Source organism: Lacticaseibacillus zeae subsp. silagei, assembly GCF_030770335.1.
GTDB classification, from domain to species: Bacteria; Bacillota; Bacilli; order Lactobacillales; family Lactobacillaceae; genus Lacticaseibacillus; species Lacticaseibacillus zeae.
Genome location: NZ_CP132484.1, coordinates 1160464 through 1178041 on the forward strand (window position 1 = coordinate 1160464; position 17578 = coordinate 1178041).

At 48.7% G+C, this 17578-nt stretch carries 16 protein-coding genes and 2 tRNA genes; 12 read left to right on the forward strand and 6 right to left on the reverse strand.

The window, feature by feature from the left end:
- The first annotated feature begins 11 nt into the window (after positions 1-11).
- Together LACZS1_RS05545 and LACZS1_RS05550 are read left to right on the forward strand one after the other, a co-directional pair.
- A tRNA-Glu gene (locus tag LACZS1_RS05545) sits at positions 12-83 on the forward strand.
- A 287-nt stretch (positions 84-370) separates the two neighbouring features.
- Positions 371-508, forward strand: a complete 138-nt coding sequence (locus tag LACZS1_RS05550; protein WP_010488931.1) for a hypothetical protein — start codon at positions 371-373, stop codon at positions 506-508.
- An 87-nt stretch (positions 509-595) separates the two neighbouring features.
- Here LACZS1_RS05550 and LACZS1_RS05555 read toward each other — a convergent pair whose 3' ends face one another.
- Both LACZS1_RS05555 and LACZS1_RS05560 read right to left on the reverse strand, forming a co-directional pair.
- On the reverse strand, positions 596-1789 hold the full coding sequence (locus LACZS1_RS05555; protein ID WP_070651952.1) for an MDR family MFS transporter: 1194 nt from the start codon (positions 1787-1789) through the stop codon (positions 596-598).
- A 257-nt stretch (positions 1790-2046) separates the two neighbouring features.
- Positions 2047-3477: a C69 family dipeptidase gene (locus tag LACZS1_RS05560; RefSeq protein WP_010488927.1), complete on the reverse strand. Its 1431-nt coding sequence runs from the start codon at positions 3475-3477 to the stop codon at positions 2047-2049.
- A 126-nt stretch (positions 3478-3603) separates the two neighbouring features.
- Here LACZS1_RS05560 and LACZS1_RS05565 point away from each other — a divergent pair.
- Positions 3604-3674: transfer RNA gene (locus tag LACZS1_RS05565), tRNA-Gln, on the forward strand.
- A gap of 199 nt (positions 3675-3873) precedes the next feature.
- Here LACZS1_RS05565 and LACZS1_RS05570 read toward each other — a convergent pair.
- Both LACZS1_RS05570 and LACZS1_RS05575 read right to left on the reverse strand, forming a co-directional pair.
- Positions 3874-4059 (reverse strand): hypothetical protein, encoded by a 186-nt coding sequence (locus LACZS1_RS05570; protein ID WP_070651951.1) that lies wholly within the window; start codon positions 4057-4059, stop codon positions 3874-3876.
- The gene (locus LACZS1_RS05575) at positions 4052-4387 is read right to left on the reverse strand and encodes a hypothetical protein (RefSeq protein WP_025012650.1); all 336 of its coding nucleotides are present in this window, start codon (positions 4385-4387) and stop codon (positions 4052-4054) included. Before LACZS1_RS05575 ends, LACZS1_RS05570 begins: the two co-directional genes overlap by 8 nt.
- Before the next feature lie 148 nt (positions 4388-4535).
- Between LACZS1_RS05575 and LACZS1_RS05580 the strand changes: the two genes are divergently transcribed.
- From LACZS1_RS05580 to LACZS1_RS05595, 4 genes are all read left to right on the forward strand, one after another.
- Complete coding sequence (locus LACZS1_RS05580; protein ID WP_070651950.1) at positions 4536-5252, forward strand: histidine phosphatase family protein; 717 nt, start codon at positions 4536-4538, stop codon at positions 5250-5252.
- A 205-nt stretch (positions 5253-5457) separates the two neighbouring features.
- On the forward strand, positions 5458-6117 hold the full coding sequence (locus tag LACZS1_RS05585; RefSeq protein ID WP_070651949.1) for a TetR/AcrR family transcriptional regulator: 660 nt from the start codon (positions 5458-5460) through the stop codon (positions 6115-6117).
- A 59-nt stretch (positions 6118-6176) separates the two neighbouring features.
- The gene (locus LACZS1_RS05590; protein ID WP_070651948.1) at positions 6177-7907 is read left to right on the forward strand and encodes an ABC transporter ATP-binding protein; all 1731 of its coding nucleotides are present in this window, start codon (positions 6177-6179) and stop codon (positions 7905-7907) included.
- Positions 7907-9793: an ABC transporter ATP-binding protein gene (locus tag LACZS1_RS05595; RefSeq protein ID WP_070651947.1), complete on the forward strand. Its 1887-nt coding sequence runs from the start codon at positions 7907-7909 to the stop codon at positions 9791-9793. The genes LACZS1_RS05590 and LACZS1_RS05595 overlap by 1 nt, the downstream gene beginning before the upstream one ends.
- A 123-nt stretch (positions 9794-9916) precedes the next feature.
- Here LACZS1_RS05595 and LACZS1_RS05600 read toward each other — a convergent pair whose 3' ends face one another.
- Positions 9917-10675 carry a flavodoxin family protein gene (locus LACZS1_RS05600; RefSeq protein ID WP_306402908.1) on the reverse strand — a complete coding sequence of 253 codons (759 nt, stop codon included), beginning with the start codon at positions 10673-10675 and terminating at the stop codon, positions 9917-9919.
- Positions 10676-11035: 360 nt separating this feature from the next.
- On the opposite strand from LACZS1_RS05600, the gene LACZS1_RS05605 reads away from it, so the two are divergent.
- Both LACZS1_RS05605 and LACZS1_RS05610 read left to right on the forward strand, forming a co-directional pair.
- Positions 11036-11902 carry a VOC family protein gene (locus tag LACZS1_RS05605; protein ID WP_070651945.1) on the forward strand — a complete coding sequence of 289 codons (867 nt, stop codon included), beginning with the start codon at positions 11036-11038 and terminating at the stop codon, positions 11900-11902.
- Between the two features lie 35 nt (positions 11903-11937).
- Positions 11938-12951, forward strand: a complete 1014-nt coding sequence (locus LACZS1_RS05610; RefSeq protein ID WP_070651944.1) for a serine hydrolase domain-containing protein — start codon at positions 11938-11940, stop codon at positions 12949-12951.
- A 444-nt stretch (positions 12952-13395) separates the two neighbouring features.
- Here LACZS1_RS05610 and LACZS1_RS05615 read toward each other — a convergent pair whose 3' ends face one another.
- A complete protein-coding gene (locus LACZS1_RS05615; RefSeq protein WP_070651943.1) occupies positions 13396-14748 on the reverse strand; it encodes a Mur ligase family protein in 1353 nt (450 codons plus the stop codon).
- A gap of 127 nt (positions 14749-14875) precedes the next feature.
- On the opposite strand from LACZS1_RS05615, the gene LACZS1_RS05620 reads away from it, so the two are divergent.
- The 3 genes from LACZS1_RS05620 to prmC all read left to right on the forward strand — a co-directional run bounded on the left by LACZS1_RS05620 (position 14876) and on the right by prmC (position 17539).
- Positions 14876-15466, forward strand: a complete 591-nt coding sequence (locus LACZS1_RS05620; RefSeq protein WP_010488908.1) for a thymidine kinase — start codon at positions 14876-14878, stop codon at positions 15464-15466.
- 170 nt (positions 15467-15636) lie between these two features.
- Entirely contained in the window at positions 15637-16716 is a 1080-nt protein-coding gene (prfA, locus tag LACZS1_RS05625; protein WP_010488907.1) for a peptide chain release factor 1, read from the forward strand.
- Positions 16709-17539, forward strand: coding sequence for a peptide chain release factor N(5)-glutamine methyltransferase (prmC, locus tag LACZS1_RS05630; RefSeq protein ID WP_070651942.1), 831 nt, complete (start codon positions 16709-16711; stop codon positions 17537-17539). The genes prfA and prmC overlap by 8 nt, the downstream gene beginning before the upstream one ends.
- Positions 17540-17578: the final 39 nt, after the last annotated feature.

The following is a 17578-nucleotide window of genomic DNA, read 5'->3' on the forward strand; positions in this document are numbered from 1 at the left end:
GCGCCACTCATTGCCCGTTGGTCAAGGGGTTAAGACGCCGCGTTCTCAGCGCGGAAACACGGGTTCGAATCCCGTACGGGTGAGAAATAGAATCAACCAGATAAAACGGAACCCTCAAAATGCCTTTATAACGGCGTTTTGGGGTTCTTTTTTATTTGGTAGCAAAAGTCGCGATGCTTTTTCGGCACAGACACTGCCTTCTGCTAATCCAATGCTTGCTCATGGAGACCTCTGAACTTGATTTAGCGTTACAGAGTAAATGATAGCGATGAGAAGACGACATTTCCTTGACAACTGTTCTATCATAGACCATGTAGGGTTCTCGGATAATATGCAGAACCAAACGATTGAAAATGGAGGCGACGGCATCATGCAATATCGAATTCAACTCGATACTAAAAACCAGTTGTTTGTGGCGATTGATGCGCATGACCAGAATCATTTTGGGACCGGTCGAACGATTGAACAAGCCATTCATAATTTAAAAGCGACAAACAAGGCCGCATAATAAAACCCCATCCGTCGTTGGCATGAACTTAACTGCCAATGTGCGGATGGGGGGCTTTTTTTGTAGTCGGTACTGAAAATTAGAACCTTACTGATAGCGAACCAAGTCGTGGCGAGTTTTTAGCCAGATAGAAAGGAGAATAGCGACTAAGGTGAAGACGCCGATGGCTGCGATGATGAAGAGACTGCGGTAGCTGAGCCAGTCGATGACAAGACCACCAAAAAGCGGCCCGAGTGCCCGGCCAACAGATCCCCAGGAGTTTACAAAGCCTTGATAACGGCCTTTGATAGCGCGTGGCGTCAAATCATTGACCAAGGCGGGAATCGCAGGGGAGGCGGTGGCTTCGCCGGTGGTTAGCGCAATCATGGCGATGACAAAGAAGCTATATGTCCGCGCAGTGATGAGGATGAGGAAGGATATGGCGACCATGACAAGACCAAACAGGATTTGGTAAATAATGCGAATCCCATTCACGTGTTCATTGAACCAATTCAAGAAGAGTTGAATGACCACAATTAACGCTGCGTTGAGTGTCCATAAGAAGCTATAGTTGCGCAGCGGGATGCCGAGGCTTGTCATGTAAACCGACAAGTTTGAGGACCATTGTTGGTACATCAACCAAAAAACCAGTAGTGCAAAGAAGAAAGTCGTCAGCATCAATTTGTTTGCTGCGGGCAAAGATGGCTTCTCTGCTGTTGCGGTAACTTCTTTTGGCTGAGTTTGGGGTATTTTTGCAGCTGGCCGAAACTTTGTGAGCACGACTGTGAAGAATAATGAATATAAAATGACGGCAATTAAGAACAGTAAGGTTACGCTGATATCATAGACAAAACCGACCAGCGCCGTTCCGATTACAACACCGACATTTTGGGCAAAATATAACATGGTAAAAACGTAGCGACCGTCTTTTGAACGTAAACTGGTTCCAAGCGAATTGACCATGGTGATATTCCAGCCGGATCCGATACCGAGTAAGGTTAGCCAAATGCAGTAGGCAGGCCACCCGTGCCAAACAGTCAGGCCAATGAGTACAAGTCCGGTAAGGCCGACGCCAAAAAGGGTTAACCGGTATGGATCTCCTTGATCGTAAAGCCGTCCGCCAACAATGCTGCCGATGACGCTCCCCAGTGAGTTCAGCAACAAGACAATCCCGATGACCGTTAACGAGATGCCGAGACGATTATGTAGATAAATACTGGTTAGTGGCCAGATGAAGCTCATCCCGATGCTACTTAACAGCGCTCCTGTAAGCAGCCAGCGTAGCCTGATTTCGTGCGCCATCAACATTGCCTCCTTACCTGATTAATTATGGCCACTGCCGAATTTGGCAATAACGCAATAATGTCATGGTACGTCAAGCCTTGGCATGGGGTCAATTGCGTTTTTACGAAAAGTAGCGTTTTTGCACCAACAGAGAAAATAGCCAATATGAAAAGATAAAAAAACATCCTCGCGCACAAAAACGGCAAGAATGTTTTCTAATTGACGGATTCGAAATTCATTGAATGCGTGGTACTTATTTTGCTTAACAAACGTGACTAAAGATTCTTGTCCATGTTGAAGGTGAGCTTTGATAACTTCAGACTTTCCATGACATAATCGTTAATTAACGCCTTAGTCGCCGCCTTAGTGTGGGCAACGATTTTATAGTTGGCTTCGGTTAGATACTGGGTCAATTCTTTGGCACCCAATTCTTTGGCGCCTTCGTCAAAGGACTGAAGCATTTCACGATAATCACGGTTGAGTGCCGTCAGATAATCGCGATCAGCCTGAATGAACTGGGTGTAATGCGCTTCTACCAACACGTCGAGCAAGCGATGCAGCCAATAAGCGGAGTCTGCATCAAGATCAAAGGTTTTCGGCGTTTTCGAATAGCTAGGATCCGTGTCATTGGCGTTGCAGTAAAACGGTACATATGGACTGAAGGATGGCATACCGATTGCCAGCCACATGATCGCAGCCAAGCCTTCCTGAACGTCACTGCGCAGTTGCAGGATGTGGGAATTCTGGGTGCGGTTCAAGCCGATCGGGCGATAACGGAAGCGGTCAGCATCAGCGCCGTGGCCATAGGGATCAAATGGTGTCTCGTTGTAGTGGCTACCAAGAATCTGGGCAATATCTTCACGCGTGATTAGATGGTCAGTCCGCATGATAAACGGTAAGTCGGCTGACTCAGGATCTGCCTCGATTTCCGGATTGAGCAGCTTGTGACCGTACCAAACCCGCGGCGTGTTGTAGTGGCGGTCTTTTTCGTTCATCGTGCCGAAAATGTGGCGGAAGTTCCAGCCTTCTTTGTCGGTATTGAGATGATGCGCTTCAACAAATTCCTGAATACCTTCGCTCCAAGCAAAATTGTCGGTGTCTTCGAAGTCGACCTGCTGAATGGCAACTTGATTGGCCGCAATGGCATAAGCGTCGTCCGGGATACGCTGAGCGACCCAGTGATGGCCGGTGACGATTTCCATGTACCAGACACTGTCTTTGTCAGAGAAAAGAACGGAATTACCTGCAGGCGAACCGTATTGTTTGATCAGCTGGCCGAGGTATTCAACGCCATGGCGCGCGGATTCGATGAATGGCAGCACCATGTTAACGATCAGATCTTCATCAAGACCGTCTTTGACAAGCGGATCGAAGCCCAACGCCCGTTCATTACCGTACGTACTTTCGGTTGCGGACATTGCGACATTGCGCTCGTTGATACCACTTTCTTCGTAATCGCCGAGCTTATCGTTTTCGACATTGGGAACGGCATTATAGCGATAACCATTTTCCGGCAAGTCCGCTTCAAACCCATTAAGCGGTGACTTGACGTGTAATGATTTTTCGCCTTTCCATCCAGCGTGCATATAGAAACGTTGCGGTGTCAGGGGACTAAACGTATCATCGTTACGAGCGATCATCGTTGAACCGTCGATGCTGGCCTTCTTACCAACCAGAATCGAAGTGCATGCAGATTCAATTTTCATTCTTGCGCCTCACTTCTTAAGTATTGGTAACAGTTTACGACAGAATCGTTTTTTTTGCACCTCCGTAAAAAAAGTCGTTGACAACCGCGCAAATCTTTTTTAAGATATTATTCGTTGTTAAGTTACTGGGTAGTAGCGAAGTGGTAACGCAGTGGACTCTGAATCCATAATCATAGGTTCGATCCCTATCTACCCAATCTTGGATACGACGATAGCTTATCGATAAGAACAGAAGCCTTGATAGAAAAGGTTTCTGTTTTTTTCGTTTACCGCAAGCAAGGATTTATTTCAGAAAATTGAGACATGATTGAGACAAGCTCCATGCTCCTGAAAATGCTGTTAGGAGCCAGTGAGCGCGTCATAGCGATGTAGTAGGCTTATACATCAACCCAGCCCTCAAAGCCGCTGCGTCCACACCAAAAAGCCCGCATAAGCAAAGCAAATGCAAGCATAGATTAAAAAAGCCGCAATCATAAACGCCAGCCATGGCCAGGTTAGAAACGCTCTGGCGATGAATAAGAAGAAAGCCATCAACACCGCGCGTAATCCGCGGGTAAAGACGGCTTTGACGGCGCTATTCAAACGATACCTCAATCAGCAGGCGCTTAGCTTTTGTCAGATGGCTGGTGGTCATCCACATCTGGTTAGTGGACGGGGTTTCAACGTCTTCGCCTAATTCAGGTAATAGACTCAATAGCCAAGCACTAAGCTCAGGGTTATTGAAGGAAAAGTGTTCCGGCAACCGGATGACCCGTAACCGATTCGGCGGAAAGAAGAGTTGTTGACTAGGAAAGATCACGCGGTCGTCGAGCAGAATGCTAGCGACGTTTTGATATGGGACTTGGCGGACGTGATAACTTTGCGGATGGTCGTGGGCATATGCCAGGATCATGATGGCTGCGTCAATCAAAAAAAGGCCTCCATTCAAAGATGCTTACGCTTTTCATGATAACATGAATGAAGATGGTACGTGAGCCGGTCCATTTTAAAAACTGACGAAATATCTGGCGATGGACCGGCTTGAAACAACAATGACGCAAATTTATAGGAGTGTCAAAATGACCAAAAGGCTATATTTAGTCAGACATGGTGAAACGCCGATGAACGCGGCGCGGCTATTGCAAGGGATTACGAATGCCAATTTGACTGCAAAAGGGCAAGATGCAGCCGATCGGTTGGGTGAGTTATTGCAGCCGGTGCCGTTTGCCAAAGCCTTTTCGAGTGATCGAACGCGGACGTTGGAAACAGCCAAACGGATTCTTGCCGGGCATGAACCTAAGCCGCCGTTAGTGGCGTTGTCCGCCTTGCGCGAATATTATTTTGGCGGTTTAGAAGGTGATCCGGGCAATGCCATTATGGCCCGGACGATTCGTCGATATGGGCTGACAACGGCGTGGCGGGCTTGGGTCGGATCAAAACGTTTTCCGGGATTAGTCCGGTCGATTCGCAACGCTGATCCGACACATCAAGCGGAAGATTTCCCTGATTTGTTAGCGCGCTCTCGCCAAGCTTTTGAACAGGTAGATGCTCAGAGTCCGGATGACAGCGATATTTTGGTCGTCTCGCACGGCTTGCTTTTAAGTGCTTTGATTTATCAGCTGGCACCTGATCAGTTGCCATTCAGCTTGTTGAAAAATACCAGCGTGACGCGAATTGATATTGTGAATCAGAAAATGCGGGTTCGCGGCGTTAATCTGACCCAGGAACAGGACATTTTGGCCTTGCGCCATGATGAGCCGGAAACTGATGATGCCGCTAAAAATGAAACGAAATGACGTCAAGTTTGCTGGACGATTTTGATTCCGGTCTGATTTAAAATGTAAGGCGAAACGGTAATTTCGGACCTTTGACTGAAATTATCGTTTTTTGATTGCTTTTTTGCGCGGCTCCGTCTATAATGACACCTTGTCATATGACGGATTGTCATAACCGAGCAGCAGCCAGCCGGGCTAAGGGACTCGGAGCAGAAAGGGGGTCGCCATGCCGAAAGCAACATTCTTCCGCTTGCCGGAAGCAAAAAAACAGCGGTTGATGGACGCGGCGTATCAAGAATTTGCCCGCGCACCATTTAATGAAACCAGTATTAGTAATATTATTAAGCATGCCGGCATTCCACGCGGTAGTTACTATCAATATTTCGATGACAAGGCGGATCTGTATTTTTATTTATTGGAAACCGTGCGGCAACGGACTGTTTTGATTTTGCAACAGGTCATGACGAAGCATCATGGCGATCTGTTTCCTGCCATGTCGGAGTTTTTCGGCAAAACCATCACGGCGCTGGCACATGGGCCGCATGCGGCTTTGTATCGGAACGTTTTTTTACACATGGATTTTCATAGCGCCGCAAAAATGGCCGGATCTAAGGCGCCGTTTCTAAAGCCGCCTCATGGTCATCAGGAGATCCATGATTTCTTATTGACCAGCATTGATCGCAGTCGGCTTCGTATTCAGACAGATGATGAGGTCAGTTTACTGATTCGTCAGATTGTCGGTATGTTCATGCAGACGATCGCCTATTATTATTCAAACCAGGCTGAAGGTAAGCCGATTACGGTCGCTGAACTCAAACGACGCAGCGATCAGCTTCTTGACTGGTTGCAATTTGGCGTTGCCAGTGATGATCACAACCATCACTAGGAAACGTAAAACACCGGACTGCCTGTATGGGTCCGAAAAGCATCTGTTAGGAGGAAATTATGCTTAAGCTTGCAAAAAAGCGCATGTCTGGCATCGCCGTTATTGGCGCTATTTTGTTCATGATTGTTCAGGTAATGAGCAATTTATATTTACCGAATCTGACCGCCGATATCGTTAACAACGGGGTTGCCAAGGGTGACATTGATTACATCTGGGCAACCGGTATGAAAATGATTTTGTTTGCTTTTCTCAGCATTCTCGCTAGTGTCGGGAACGTTTTTTTGGCGTCCCGCACCTCGCAAAAGCTGGGCCAAAAGTTACGGTCGGACATTTATCGTAAAGTCATTAACTATTCCCATGATGAAATGGATAAGGTGGGGACGAGTTCACTGATTACGCGAACGACCAATGACGTGACGCAGATCCAAAATGTTTGGATGATGATCTTGCGGATGATGATTATGGCGCCGATTATGTTAATTGGTGCCAGTTTCCTTGCCTACCAAAAGAGTCACACCCTGACCATGGTTTTCCTGATCAGCTTGCCGCTGTTGGCGTTTTTCTTGCTGATCATCATGTATTTTGCGGTGCCGTTGTTTAAGGCAATGCAGAAGAAAACCGATAATATTAATCTGGTGTTCCGTGAAGGACTCACCGGTGTGCGGGTTATTCGGGCTTTTCGGCAGGATAATTTTGAGCAGAATCGGTTTGAAGGCGTCAACCAGGACTATACGCATAATGCAGTCAAAGTCTTCTCGATTATTGCGGCGGTTTTCCCTGTGATGACGTTGATTATGAGCGGTACGAATATCGGGATTACTTGGTGGGGCGGTAATTTAATTGCCCAGCAGGCATTGGAAACCGGGAACCTGATCGCGTTTATGACTTATGCGATGCAGATTCTAATGAGCTTCATGATGCTGTCCATGATCTTTGTTTTCATTCCCCGGGCGCAGGCTTCAGCGGCCCGTCTGAATGATGTTTTGGCCCAGGAAAGCCGAATCACCACACCGGCATCACCGAAGACGTTGGATACAGCAACCCCTGACTTAGCATTCGATCATGTTCAGTTTCGCTATCATCACGCTGAAGAACCGGCGTTACGCGATATCGACGTTCATGTTAAAGGTGGCCAGACGCTGGCGATTATCGGCGGTACCGGGAGCGGTAAAACCACAATGGTCAACCTCATCCCACGCTTTTACGATGCTGAAAAAGGCGCAGTCCGGGTTGACGGCGAAGATGTTAAAAATGTCGACTTGAAGAAGCTGCATGAAGCGGTCGCGTTTGTGCCGCAAAAAGCCAATCTGTTTACCGGAACCGTTCGTGACAATATGAAATACGGGAATGAAAACGCGTCGGATGACGATATCTGGCACGCACTTGATATTGCCCAGGCACGTGATTTCATCGAAAGTAATCCTGAAGGTCTGGATTATCAAGTTGAACAAGGCGGTGGTAACTTCTCCGGCGGGCAGCGTCAGCGATTGGCCATTGCGCGTGCTTTGGTGAAGGATGCGTCGATCTATGTCTTTGATGATTCATTTTCAGCTTTGGATTTCAAAACCGATGCCAATTTACGGGCAGCATTGAAGGCTGACAAGAAAATTCAAACTAAAGTCGTTGTGATTGTTGGCCAGCGGGTTTCCACGGTCGCCGATGCGGACACGATTGTTGTCTTGGACGAAGGCAAAATGGTCGGTAGAGGCACCCACGCTGAGTTGAAAGCCTCCAACCCAACTTATCAGGAAATTATCAAGTCACAGATTCGGGAAGGAGACGAGAAATAATGGCAGACAATCAAAAATCCGCAACCAAGCGGCCATCATCCGGTCCACGAATGAGGCCAGGTGGTCGAGCCGGTCTCGTTGAAAAGCCGAAAAACTTCTGGAAAACGACCGGCCGGCTATTTGGGTATATGCGTAACCGGCTGATCGGTATTATCGCCGTGCTGGTCCTAGCCATTGCCTCAACGGTTTTTCAGATTCGTACGCCGAAGATTTTAGGTGAAGCAACGACCGAAATCTTTAAAGGTGTCATGAAGGGCCAGGCGGAGCAAAAAGCCGGGATAGCGGTCGGTAGTTACCCGATCGATTTTGACAAGATCAAGCACATTATTCTGATCGTGTTGATTCTTTATCTGGGCAGCGCCTTATTCAGCTTCTTGCAGCAGTTCATCATGACGCGAATTTCGCAGAACACGGTTTATCAGCTGCGAAAAGATCTGAAATACAAGATGAAAACCGTTCCGATCAAGTATTATGATACCCACAGCAATGGGGACATTATGTCACGAGCGATCAACGATATGGATAATATCGCGTCAACTTTGCAACAGAGTCTCACGCAGATGGTTACGAGTGCCGTCATGTTTGTCGGAACCATCTGGATGATGCTCACCATTTCCTGGAAACTGACCTTGATCGCACTGGTGACGATTCCGCTTGGGTTAATTGTTGTCGGCATCGTTGCTCCGAAGTCACAGCGTTTCTTTGCTGCTCAGCAGAAGGCACTGGGGTTATTGAACAACCAAGTTGAAGAAACTTATGGTGGCCAGGTTATTATCAAAAGTTTCAACCGTGAAGATGATGAGGTTCGCGACTTTGAAGGCCAAAATCAGGCGTTTTACGACGCTGCGTGGAAAGCCCAGTTTGTTTCCGGCATCATCATGCCTTTGATGATTTTCCTTAATAACATTGGTTACGTTTTCGTCGCGATCATGGGCGGGATCGAAGTTTCCAACGGGACAATTACCTTAGGGAATGTCCAAGCCTTCTTGCAATATATGCAGCAGTTCTCTCAGCCAATCTCACAACTGGCTAATTTGGCGAATACGATTCAGTCCACCATTGCCAGTGCAGAACGGATTTTCGCTGTGTTAGACGAAGAGGACATGCAGGACAATCCATCCGGTGTGCCGGCAGTGCCGAACGATCCGAACAAATTGGTCATGGATCATGTTCAATTTGGGTATACGCCAGATACGCTGTTACTGAAAGATTATAATCTGCAAGTGAAGCCTGGCCAGATGGTGGCAATTGTCGGGCCAACCGGTGCCGGGAAAACGACCATTATCAACTTGCTGGAGCGCTTCTACGATATCAGCGGCGGTTCAATCCGGCTGAATGGAACGGATACCCGGGATATGAAGCGGGAAGACGTTCGGTCGCATTTTGCGATGGTGCTTCAGGATACTTGGCTGTTTACCGGCACGATTTGGGATAATCTGAAATACGGCCGCGAAGACGCCACAGATGATGAAGTGCTTGCCGCAGCCAAAGCAGCGCATGTTGATAATTTTGTGCGCCAGTTGCCGGACGGATACAATACGATTCTGAATGAAGAAGCCTCCAACATTTCCCAAGGGCAGCGGCAATTGCTGACGATTGCCCGGGCATTTGTCGCAGATCCGGAAATTCTGATTCTGGACGAGGCAACGAGTTCTGTCGATACGCGAACCGAAATTCATATTCAACACGCGATGAATCGCTTGCTGACCGACCGAACCAGTTTCGTTGTTGCCCATCGGCTATCCACCATTCGTGACGCAGATAATATTATTGTGATGAATCACGGCTCGATTGTTGAAACCGGCAACCACGACGAATTGATGGCGAAGAATGGCTTCTATGCGGACTTGTACAACAGCCAATTCAGCGGCAACGTTGCGATTTAGTTTGCTTAGGAATCGTGATTGTGTTGCAAGCTAAAGTTTAACTGGCTGCGATTAAAAAATAGCCTCAGAGAGACGAACATGATCTCCTGAGGCTATTTTTGTACATCATCGTGGCTGTGCTGATTAACGCCGCTTGTGACGCATGAAGGTCGCATAATGCAGTAAGCAAGCGAGTAGAACGAAGAAGATCACGACAAAGCTGACATAGCGCCACCAAAAATTAGTTGCTACTCCTGGTAAGACTTGCTGAATGCCCATGGTGGCCAAGGCCATGACCGCAATCATGCCAAATAGTAATATGTAACGTTTCAAAGTTTCATCATCCTTCTTTTTAAAAGTCGCGAGTTTCGCGCCCAGCGCGTGCGCCTGATTGATTTTGGCTTCAGGTAAGGTCGTCATGCCCCAAGTATGCGGGAGCACCAATTCGGCAATCTTATGGACGCCAGCCGCCGTCATCGCCTTGTCAATTGCCACCAAAGTCGCGTCGGTTTGATGGGTAAACGTGTTATCCAGACCTGTCGCAAAACAGCTGGTCACACTGACATAATGCTTGTCCTTGAAAATGCCGGGCAGCGTATCGCTTTCCTTAGTCATGCGCGTCATCCGATGACGCATGCAGTCGAGCAGTTGCTTGAACTGACCGGCGACCGTACCGAAGTAAGTTGGGGTGCCTAAAACCCACACATCGGCGCTCTTTAGCTTGGCTTCAAGTTCGTCCAGTGTCGGATTGGCCAGATCAGAAACATCTGGCCGAATCTGGTATTGATTTAAATCAACAAATTCAGTGGTGGCAGGCGCAGTCACGCCGGATAAGACGGCTTTAACCAAACTCGCCGTCAACCCATCGGCATCCTGTCCACCGTAAACACCTAATATTTTCATGTAAAACAAACCTCCCGAGCGTGAACCGGCGCGGGTAGAAGCCGGAGTGTAAGTGGCCTTGGGCGTGATGGTCGGGGTCTTTGACCATTGCGACCAAGGTCCTTACACGCAGGCTTCTGCGCCGGTGAGCGCGTTAAAGTGGAGTGTGAACACTGTCTTTAGAATACAACCCCACTATCTACAACTGTAAGAAAGATAACAAGACTTGGCAAGCGCATTTATTAGTCATAACCGCCATTGTTTGAAATCACAAGCTTTTTGTTGGCAAAAAAATGAGTCGACTCATTATGCTGTTGGCAACAGGCCGAATTGGGAAGCTGGAACTCAATCGGGGCTTAAACAGACAAGGAGCGGATGAACATGGCAGGGATTGCATTGCCAGAAGAAACGCGTGTGGATTTTATTGCACTTAAAGTTGCTAACTTGGCCAAGGTGAGCCAATGGTACCAGCAGGTCGCCCGATTAGATTTATTGCGTCAAAATGGCGATACGATTTATTTGGGAACCCGCCTTAATCAACAGGTTTTAGTCGTTTTACATCAAATTAAGGGACTCTCACCGCAGAAACCGGTGACGGGATTGGATCATTTTGCGATTTTGCTGCCCAATCCGGGGGCACTGGGGGCCGCGTATCGAATCGTGAAACAGGATCAGCCAGTGACAAAGGCTTTTCAAACTGGCTATCAGCAAGGCTTTTTGGCTAAGGATCCAGAAGGCAATGGCGTTGCGTTTACGATTGATCGCGCGATTGAGCAGTATCAAGAGGAACGACAGTACAACTGGGAAGATGAGACCGAAGAAACCATCGATCCGGCTGAAATCGGTAAACATGCGGCGCGGGATTACGATCGATTGCCTTCCGGGACGACCATTGGTTACGTTCAGTTTCGGGTGGCGGATTTAGCCAGCACCAGTCACTATCTGGAAGATGGACTCGGTTTTCGGGAAAAGCCTAGCCCCAATACCGGCGAAGTCTTTTTGGCCGCCGGTGATTATCGCCATCACATCGGCATAAATTTGCGATTAGAAGCGACGTTATTATTGCCGACGCCTGATATGTATGGTTTGGATTATGTGAGCTTTATTTTGCCGGACAAAATGGCGATGGAAAATATCTTGATGAACCTTGATGCGGCCGGGCTAACGGACTACGATTATCATCATGAGAATCAATTTTTGATGATTGCCGGTCCTAATCGGCTCACGCTGTGGTTCCGCGTGGCGTAGTATGGTTGTGACTCGGCGTCGGGAAGAAGGCCAGGATGGATTTTCAAGTGATCACGGCGGAGCTGCAGACGTGGGTGACTGAGCGTATCATCCCCGGATTTAGTGTGGCGCTTATGACGGGAAAAGATGTGCAAAACCAGGTGAGCGGCGATGCGCAATGGCAGCCCACGCCAGCGCCGTTGCGGCCAGGGATGCTTTACGACGTCGCGTCCCTGACGAAGGTTATCGGCACCACCACCGTTTTTTTACAGGCTTGGGATCAGAAACTGGTTGCGCCGGAGATGCCGTTGAAACGGTTTTTGCCGGCGTTTCCGCATGCCACCACATTTCGGCAGGCATTGACACATACGTCTGGACTGGAAGGGTATATTCCGCACCGTGATGACTTGCCGGCGCCGGAGCTGAAACGTGCCCTCCTGACGCAACTAGCCGTCACAGATGAAGTCGATGCTAAAGTCGTTTATCGGGATGTGAATTTGTTGCTGGTCGGATGGGCTTTGGAACAGATCTATCACCAACCGATTCAAACACTTATCACGCAACAGGTTCTGCGTCCGCTTGGTTTGCCTAAAGCAACGTTTCAACCGGATCCGGAACAGTGTGTGCCAACGACTTACGATCCGAGTGCCGGCTTGCGGCGCGGGGTCGTGCATGATCCTAAAAGTGCCATCTTGGGGCGGCATAGCGGGGCGGCCGGCCTGTTTGCGAGTCTAGCCGACTTGGAGATGTTCACGCAATACTTCTTTGGGCAAAAGCAGGCATCGGCATGGCCTGATCACGCCCAGCAGCTAACCCGTGATTGGACGGCCCATCAGCTCGGTCGCAGTCTTGGCTGGGATCTTCGGCGTGATGGCAAGGGACGGCTGTGGCTGTACCATACGGGCTATACCGGTACTTTCTGGCTCATTCAGCCGCAAAGTCAACTGGCACTGATCGTGTTGACAAACCGCGTCCATCCGCAGCCTAATCGCGAGTTTCTGGGCAAACGTGATCAGCTTGTGCAACGCTTTTTGGCGGACGGGCCGGATGGTGTGACGAATGAGTCCTGAACGCAAGAAAAACAGTGGATCAATTCTAGAAGCAATCTAGGATTAGTTTCAGAGCCTCAATAAAAAGGGTGAACATACTTTACGATTGGCATGAGTATGTTCACCCTTTGTTTTCCTGAGGTAATTCGGTGGGCGATTTAAGATATGAGTGCCAAAGCGGAGCAATCGTAGGCCAGATGGGGCTCAGCTGTGAAATTGATGTTGGTGGGGCGCTTTTTGCCCCGCCTACATCAAGGCCGAGCTTAGAGACTCTGCCGGTTTTGCAGAGGCTCTAAGTCGTGCCCACAGCGTTCCAGACCCAGCTGGCCGGAGATTGCGGAGTTTGGCACGGCAAGGAACTTATTGCCTAAAGTTTTTGATCGTTCGAGATTTGCTAATCGATTAACGTTCGCACGCAATTATGGTTCAGCCTCTTGATGCAACGGCGGTGTTTATAGGTTCAACTTAAAATCCCGCCTTAATGTACCCACCTTCGCTCAACTTCTTGCGCAGCTGCAACATTGCCGTGTAAGTTGACAAAACATAAAGTTGTTGCTGGGGCATTTTTTGCAACTCCGTGATGACGTTGCTAAGGTCCGGTTGAGTCATGAGCTTGTCTTCCGGAACGCCTGCGACTGTGAGCCGTAATGCAATATCTTTGTAGCGCTCGCCGCCGACCAGATATGTCGCGGCTTTTTTGCTGGCAACAAAATCTTCGAAATTACCATCCCAAATCCAGCTGGTATCGATACCATCTGCATAATTGGCATTCAGCAGCATGGCAAACCCAAAAGGCTGCTTCGCCGTTTCGATCATGCTGAGCACCTGATTCAAGCCGACGGGATTTTTGACCAAAATCAAGGTTAATTTTTTATCGCCGAGTTGAATGACTTCTTGGCGGCCGAAAACTTTCTCGTCATAGGCGAAAGCTTGGCTGATTTGTTCAGGACTGACGCCAAAAGTCCGACCAACAGCGAAAGCGGCCAAGGCGTTGTATATGTTATACGTACCGCCGATATCAATATGGCAAGGTTGGCCGTCAATGACGAAATCGCTGCTTTGCGGTGTCATTTTGGTCACGGTGTTCACCTGATACTTCAGTTGTGGCCGTTTGAAGCCGCAGTTAGGGCAGAAATAATTGCCGAGGTTAGCGTAAGTGATGGCGTGGTAATGTAAGATATGTTGACAGACCGGGCACAAAACGCCATCCGTATTCGGCGGGGCTTTGTGATCGCCTTCGTCAGTCAACGTAAAGCCGTAATAATGAACTGGATTCGGCAACTTACGGGAACTGAAAATCGGAGCATCCCCGTTAGCAAGCACCACAGCTTTAGGATCAAGAGTGACGCCGTCCAGAATCTTCTGATAGGTCGTGTAGAATTCACCATAACGATCCATCTGGTCACGGAAGATATTGGTCAGTACAAAAGCTTTCGGCTTTAACTGGGCAGCTACCGGGGCAACGTTAGCCTCGTCCACTTCCAGAACCGCGATGCCCCGGTCATGCCCGTGTTTGGGTTGCGCCAAGAAAGCTGTGGTGATGCCTTGCAGCATGTTCGAGCCGGTGGGATTGGTCAAAACTTCCTGATATTTTTGCTTGAGCACTTTAACGATTAAGCTCGTCGTCAGGGTTTTCCCATTGGTACCGGTCACCACGATGACATCATAGTCACGACCTAGCGCCTGCAAAACGCGCGGATCGATTTTATTGGCGAGTTTGCCGGGGAGGCTTGACCCGCCTTTTAAAAATGTGTGTAAGAACCAGTAGCTGCTGCGACCAATGGCAGTTGCCAGGCTGGCTTTTGCTGAAAATGCCACGGCGTTCTTCCTCTCAACTTAATGGGACTATTTTAGCATAAACGACAAGCAAACCGGCAGTCACGGTGTTCTTTGCGAAAAAAATCCGTTATACTGTGAGCTGTGAGATTTTAGATGGAGGCGGCACATGGCCCAGCTTTTCTTTCGATACGGTGCGATGAACTCAGGTAAAAGTATTGAAATCCTGAAAGTCGCGCATAATTATGAGGAACAAAATAAACGGGTGATTCTGATGACCAGCGCCTTGGATGATCGGGCCGGCGTTGGCATGATTGCCAGTCGCATCGGGTTTGAACGGACAGCTATTCCGGTTAAGCATGAAACCGACTTGTTTGAAACAATCAGAGAAACTGATCCGCACGCGGCGTGTGTACTGATTGACGAAGCCCAGTTTTTACAAAAGCATCATATTTTCGAAGCTGCGCGGGTTGTCGATGAATTGCATATTCCGGTGATGGCATTTGGCTTAAAGAATGACTTTCGCAATGAGTTATTTGAAGGGTCTAAATACCTGCTGCTGTATGCAGATAAAATTGAAGAAATGAAAACGATTTGCTGGTTTTGCGCCAAAAAGGCCATTATGAATTTGCGGATTCATGACGGAAAGCCGGTTTATGAAGGCGAGCAAGTGTTGATTGGCGGTAACGAGTCATATTACCCGGTTTGCCGGCATCATTATTTCCACCCGCCGTTAGATAAGATTGAGCATCAGGATTAGTGAGTAGTTGCTGGCGTTGCGCCAGTTCACACTCAGCTATAACGCGTTTACCGGCGCAGAAGTCTGCGTGTAAGGACCTTGGTCGCAATGGCCAAGACCACCGCCATCACGCCCAAGGCCACTTACACTCCGACTTCTAACCGCGCCAGTTCACGCTCAGGAGGATTTTTATGGATAAGATTTTTGAACAACTGGACGGTCTTTTGGATCGTTATGATGAATTGGAAGAATTGATGTCTGATCCCGAGGTTATTAGCGACACGAAGCGGTATCTGGCTTTGTCGAAAGAAGAAGGCGGAATGCGGGATGTCGTGGCTGCCTATAAAAAGTACAAGCAGGTTTTGTCCGACATCAAAGAAAGCGAAGAAGTGCTTCGCGAGAGTAAAGACGAGGACATGGAAGCGCTAGCTAAAGAAGACCTTGACGATCTGCAAAAGCAAAAAGCCGATCTTGAAGATAAGATCAAGGTATTGATGCTGCCTAAGGATCCTAACGATGATAAGAACATCATCATGGAAATCCGTGGAGCTGCCGGTGGCGATGAGGCCAGCCTTTTTGCCGGTGACTTGTTGAATATGTACATGCATTACGCCGAGCGCCAGGGGTGGAAAGCGGAAATCATTGATTCAACGCCAACTGAAGTGGGTGGCTACAAAGAAGTCGTCGTCATGATTACCGGTGACAATGTTTATTCCAAGCTGAAGTATGAAAACGGCGCGCATCGAGTGCAGCGGGTGCCCGTGACTGAAAGCGCCGGTCGAGTTCACACCAGCACGGCAACCGTTGGGGTGATGCCCGAATATGATGAGGTGGATCTAAAAATCGACCCTAAAGATATTCGGACAGATGTTTACCGCTCGTCAGGTGCCGGTGGTCAGCATGTCAATAAAACCAGTTCGGCAGTGCGGATGACGCACATTCCAACCGGGATTGTCGTGTCGATGCAGGATGAACGCAGCCAGCAGGAAAACCGGGCTCGAGCGTTACAGATTCTGCGCTCACGGGTCTACGATTACTACGAAACCCAAAATCAGGAAAAATACGATCAGACGCGTAAAAATGCCATTGGCACTGGTGATCGTTCCGAGCGCATCCGTACTTACAATTATCCGCAAAACCGGGTTACGGATCACCGGATCGGGTTGACGCTCAATAAGTTGGATCGCATCATGAACGGCGACCTTGACGAAATTATCGATGCCTTGATCGTTCACGATCAGGCACAGAAAATGGAATCGCTTAATGTCTAAAACATACGCTGAGGCGCTCAAATGGGCGTCTTTGTTATTGACGGAACACCATGTTGATCCTGATGGGGCGCGGTATGTCATGATGACTCGGGCAAACTGGACGCCAAGTCAATTGATTTTACATCGGCAAGACGTGATGCCCGATGCGTCATGGCAGCAACTCCAAGCAGATGTTGCCCGCCTAGCAAAATTTGAACCGGCGCAATATATCACCGGTGTGGCGCCGTTTTTTGGTGCGATGTTCAAAGTAACGCCGGCAGTTTTGATTCCGCGATTTGAAACAGAAGAGCTGGTTGACTGGGTCGCAAAAGAGCAGACTGCCGCCCGAACCGGTTTGGATTTGGGAACCGGCAGCGGCGCGATCGGCATTACCTTGGCTCGCCAGCTGCCACAAGTCACGATGACGCTAAGTGACGTGTCCGAAGCAGCGCTGGCAGTTGCTGAGCAGAATGCCCAGTCGCAACACGTGCAGGCGCAATTTGTGACGAGTGATTTATTTAGTCATTTGCCGGGCCGGTTTGATTTTGTGGTCACCAACTTGCCATATATCGCACCCGAAGAAACGCCGGTGATGGATCAAAGTACGTTGCGTTATGAACCTAAGCTGGCCTTGTTTGCCGATCATCATGGGCTAGCACTTTTTGAACGGTTTGTCGCAGCGTTGCCCGCACATTTGAATGTCTACGGAGCCGCCTATTTAGAATTCGGTTACCGGCAACAACCGGCACTACAGAAGTTATTTGCGGAAAAAGTACCCCAAGCGCAAGTGACTTTTCGGCAGGATATGGCCGGTCACCCGCGCATGGCCAAGCTGCAATTTTAGGCGTTTGCCGATAAGGATTCGGAGTGAAACCCGTTCTTT

Coding starts and splice junctions, on each gene's coding strand:
- LACZS1_RS05550 (WP_010488931.1), top strand. CDS start 371: ATGCAATATCGAATTCAACTCGATACTAAAAACCAGTTGTTTGTGGCG.
- LACZS1_RS05555 (WP_070651952.1), bottom strand. CDS start 1,789: ATGGCGCACGAAATCAGGCTACGCTGGCTGCTTACAGGAGCGCTGTTA.
- LACZS1_RS05560 (WP_010488927.1), bottom strand. CDS start 3,477: ATGAAAATTGAATCTGCATGCACTTCGATTCTGGTTGGTAAGAAGGCC.
- LACZS1_RS05580 (WP_070651950.1), top strand. CDS start 4,536: ATGACCAAAAGGCTATATTTAGTCAGACATGGTGAAACGCCGATGAAC.
- LACZS1_RS05585 (WP_070651949.1), top strand. CDS start 5,458: ATGCCGAAAGCAACATTCTTCCGCTTGCCGGAAGCAAAAAAACAGCGG.
- LACZS1_RS05590 (WP_070651948.1), top strand. CDS start 6,177: ATGCTTAAGCTTGCAAAAAAGCGCATGTCTGGCATCGCCGTTATTGGC.
- LACZS1_RS05595 (WP_070651947.1), top strand. CDS start 7,907: ATGGCAGACAATCAAAAATCCGCAACCAAGCGGCCATCATCCGGTCCA.
- LACZS1_RS05600 (WP_306402908.1), bottom strand. CDS start 10,675: ATGAAAATATTAGGTGTTTACGGTGGACAGGATGCCGATGGGTTGACG.
- LACZS1_RS05605 (WP_070651945.1), top strand. CDS start 11,036: ATGGCAGGGATTGCATTGCCAGAAGAAACGCGTGTGGATTTTATTGCA.
- LACZS1_RS05610 (WP_070651944.1), top strand. CDS start 11,938: ATGGATTTTCAAGTGATCACGGCGGAGCTGCAGACGTGGGTGACTGAG.
- LACZS1_RS05620 (WP_010488908.1), top strand. CDS start 14,876: ATGGCCCAGCTTTTCTTTCGATACGGTGCGATGAACTCAGGTAAAAGT.
- prfA (WP_010488907.1), top strand. CDS start 15,637: ATGGATAAGATTTTTGAACAACTGGACGGTCTTTTGGATCGTTATGAT.
- prmC (WP_070651942.1), top strand. CDS start 16,709: ATGTCTAAAACATACGCTGAGGCGCTCAAATGGGCGTCTTTGTTATTG.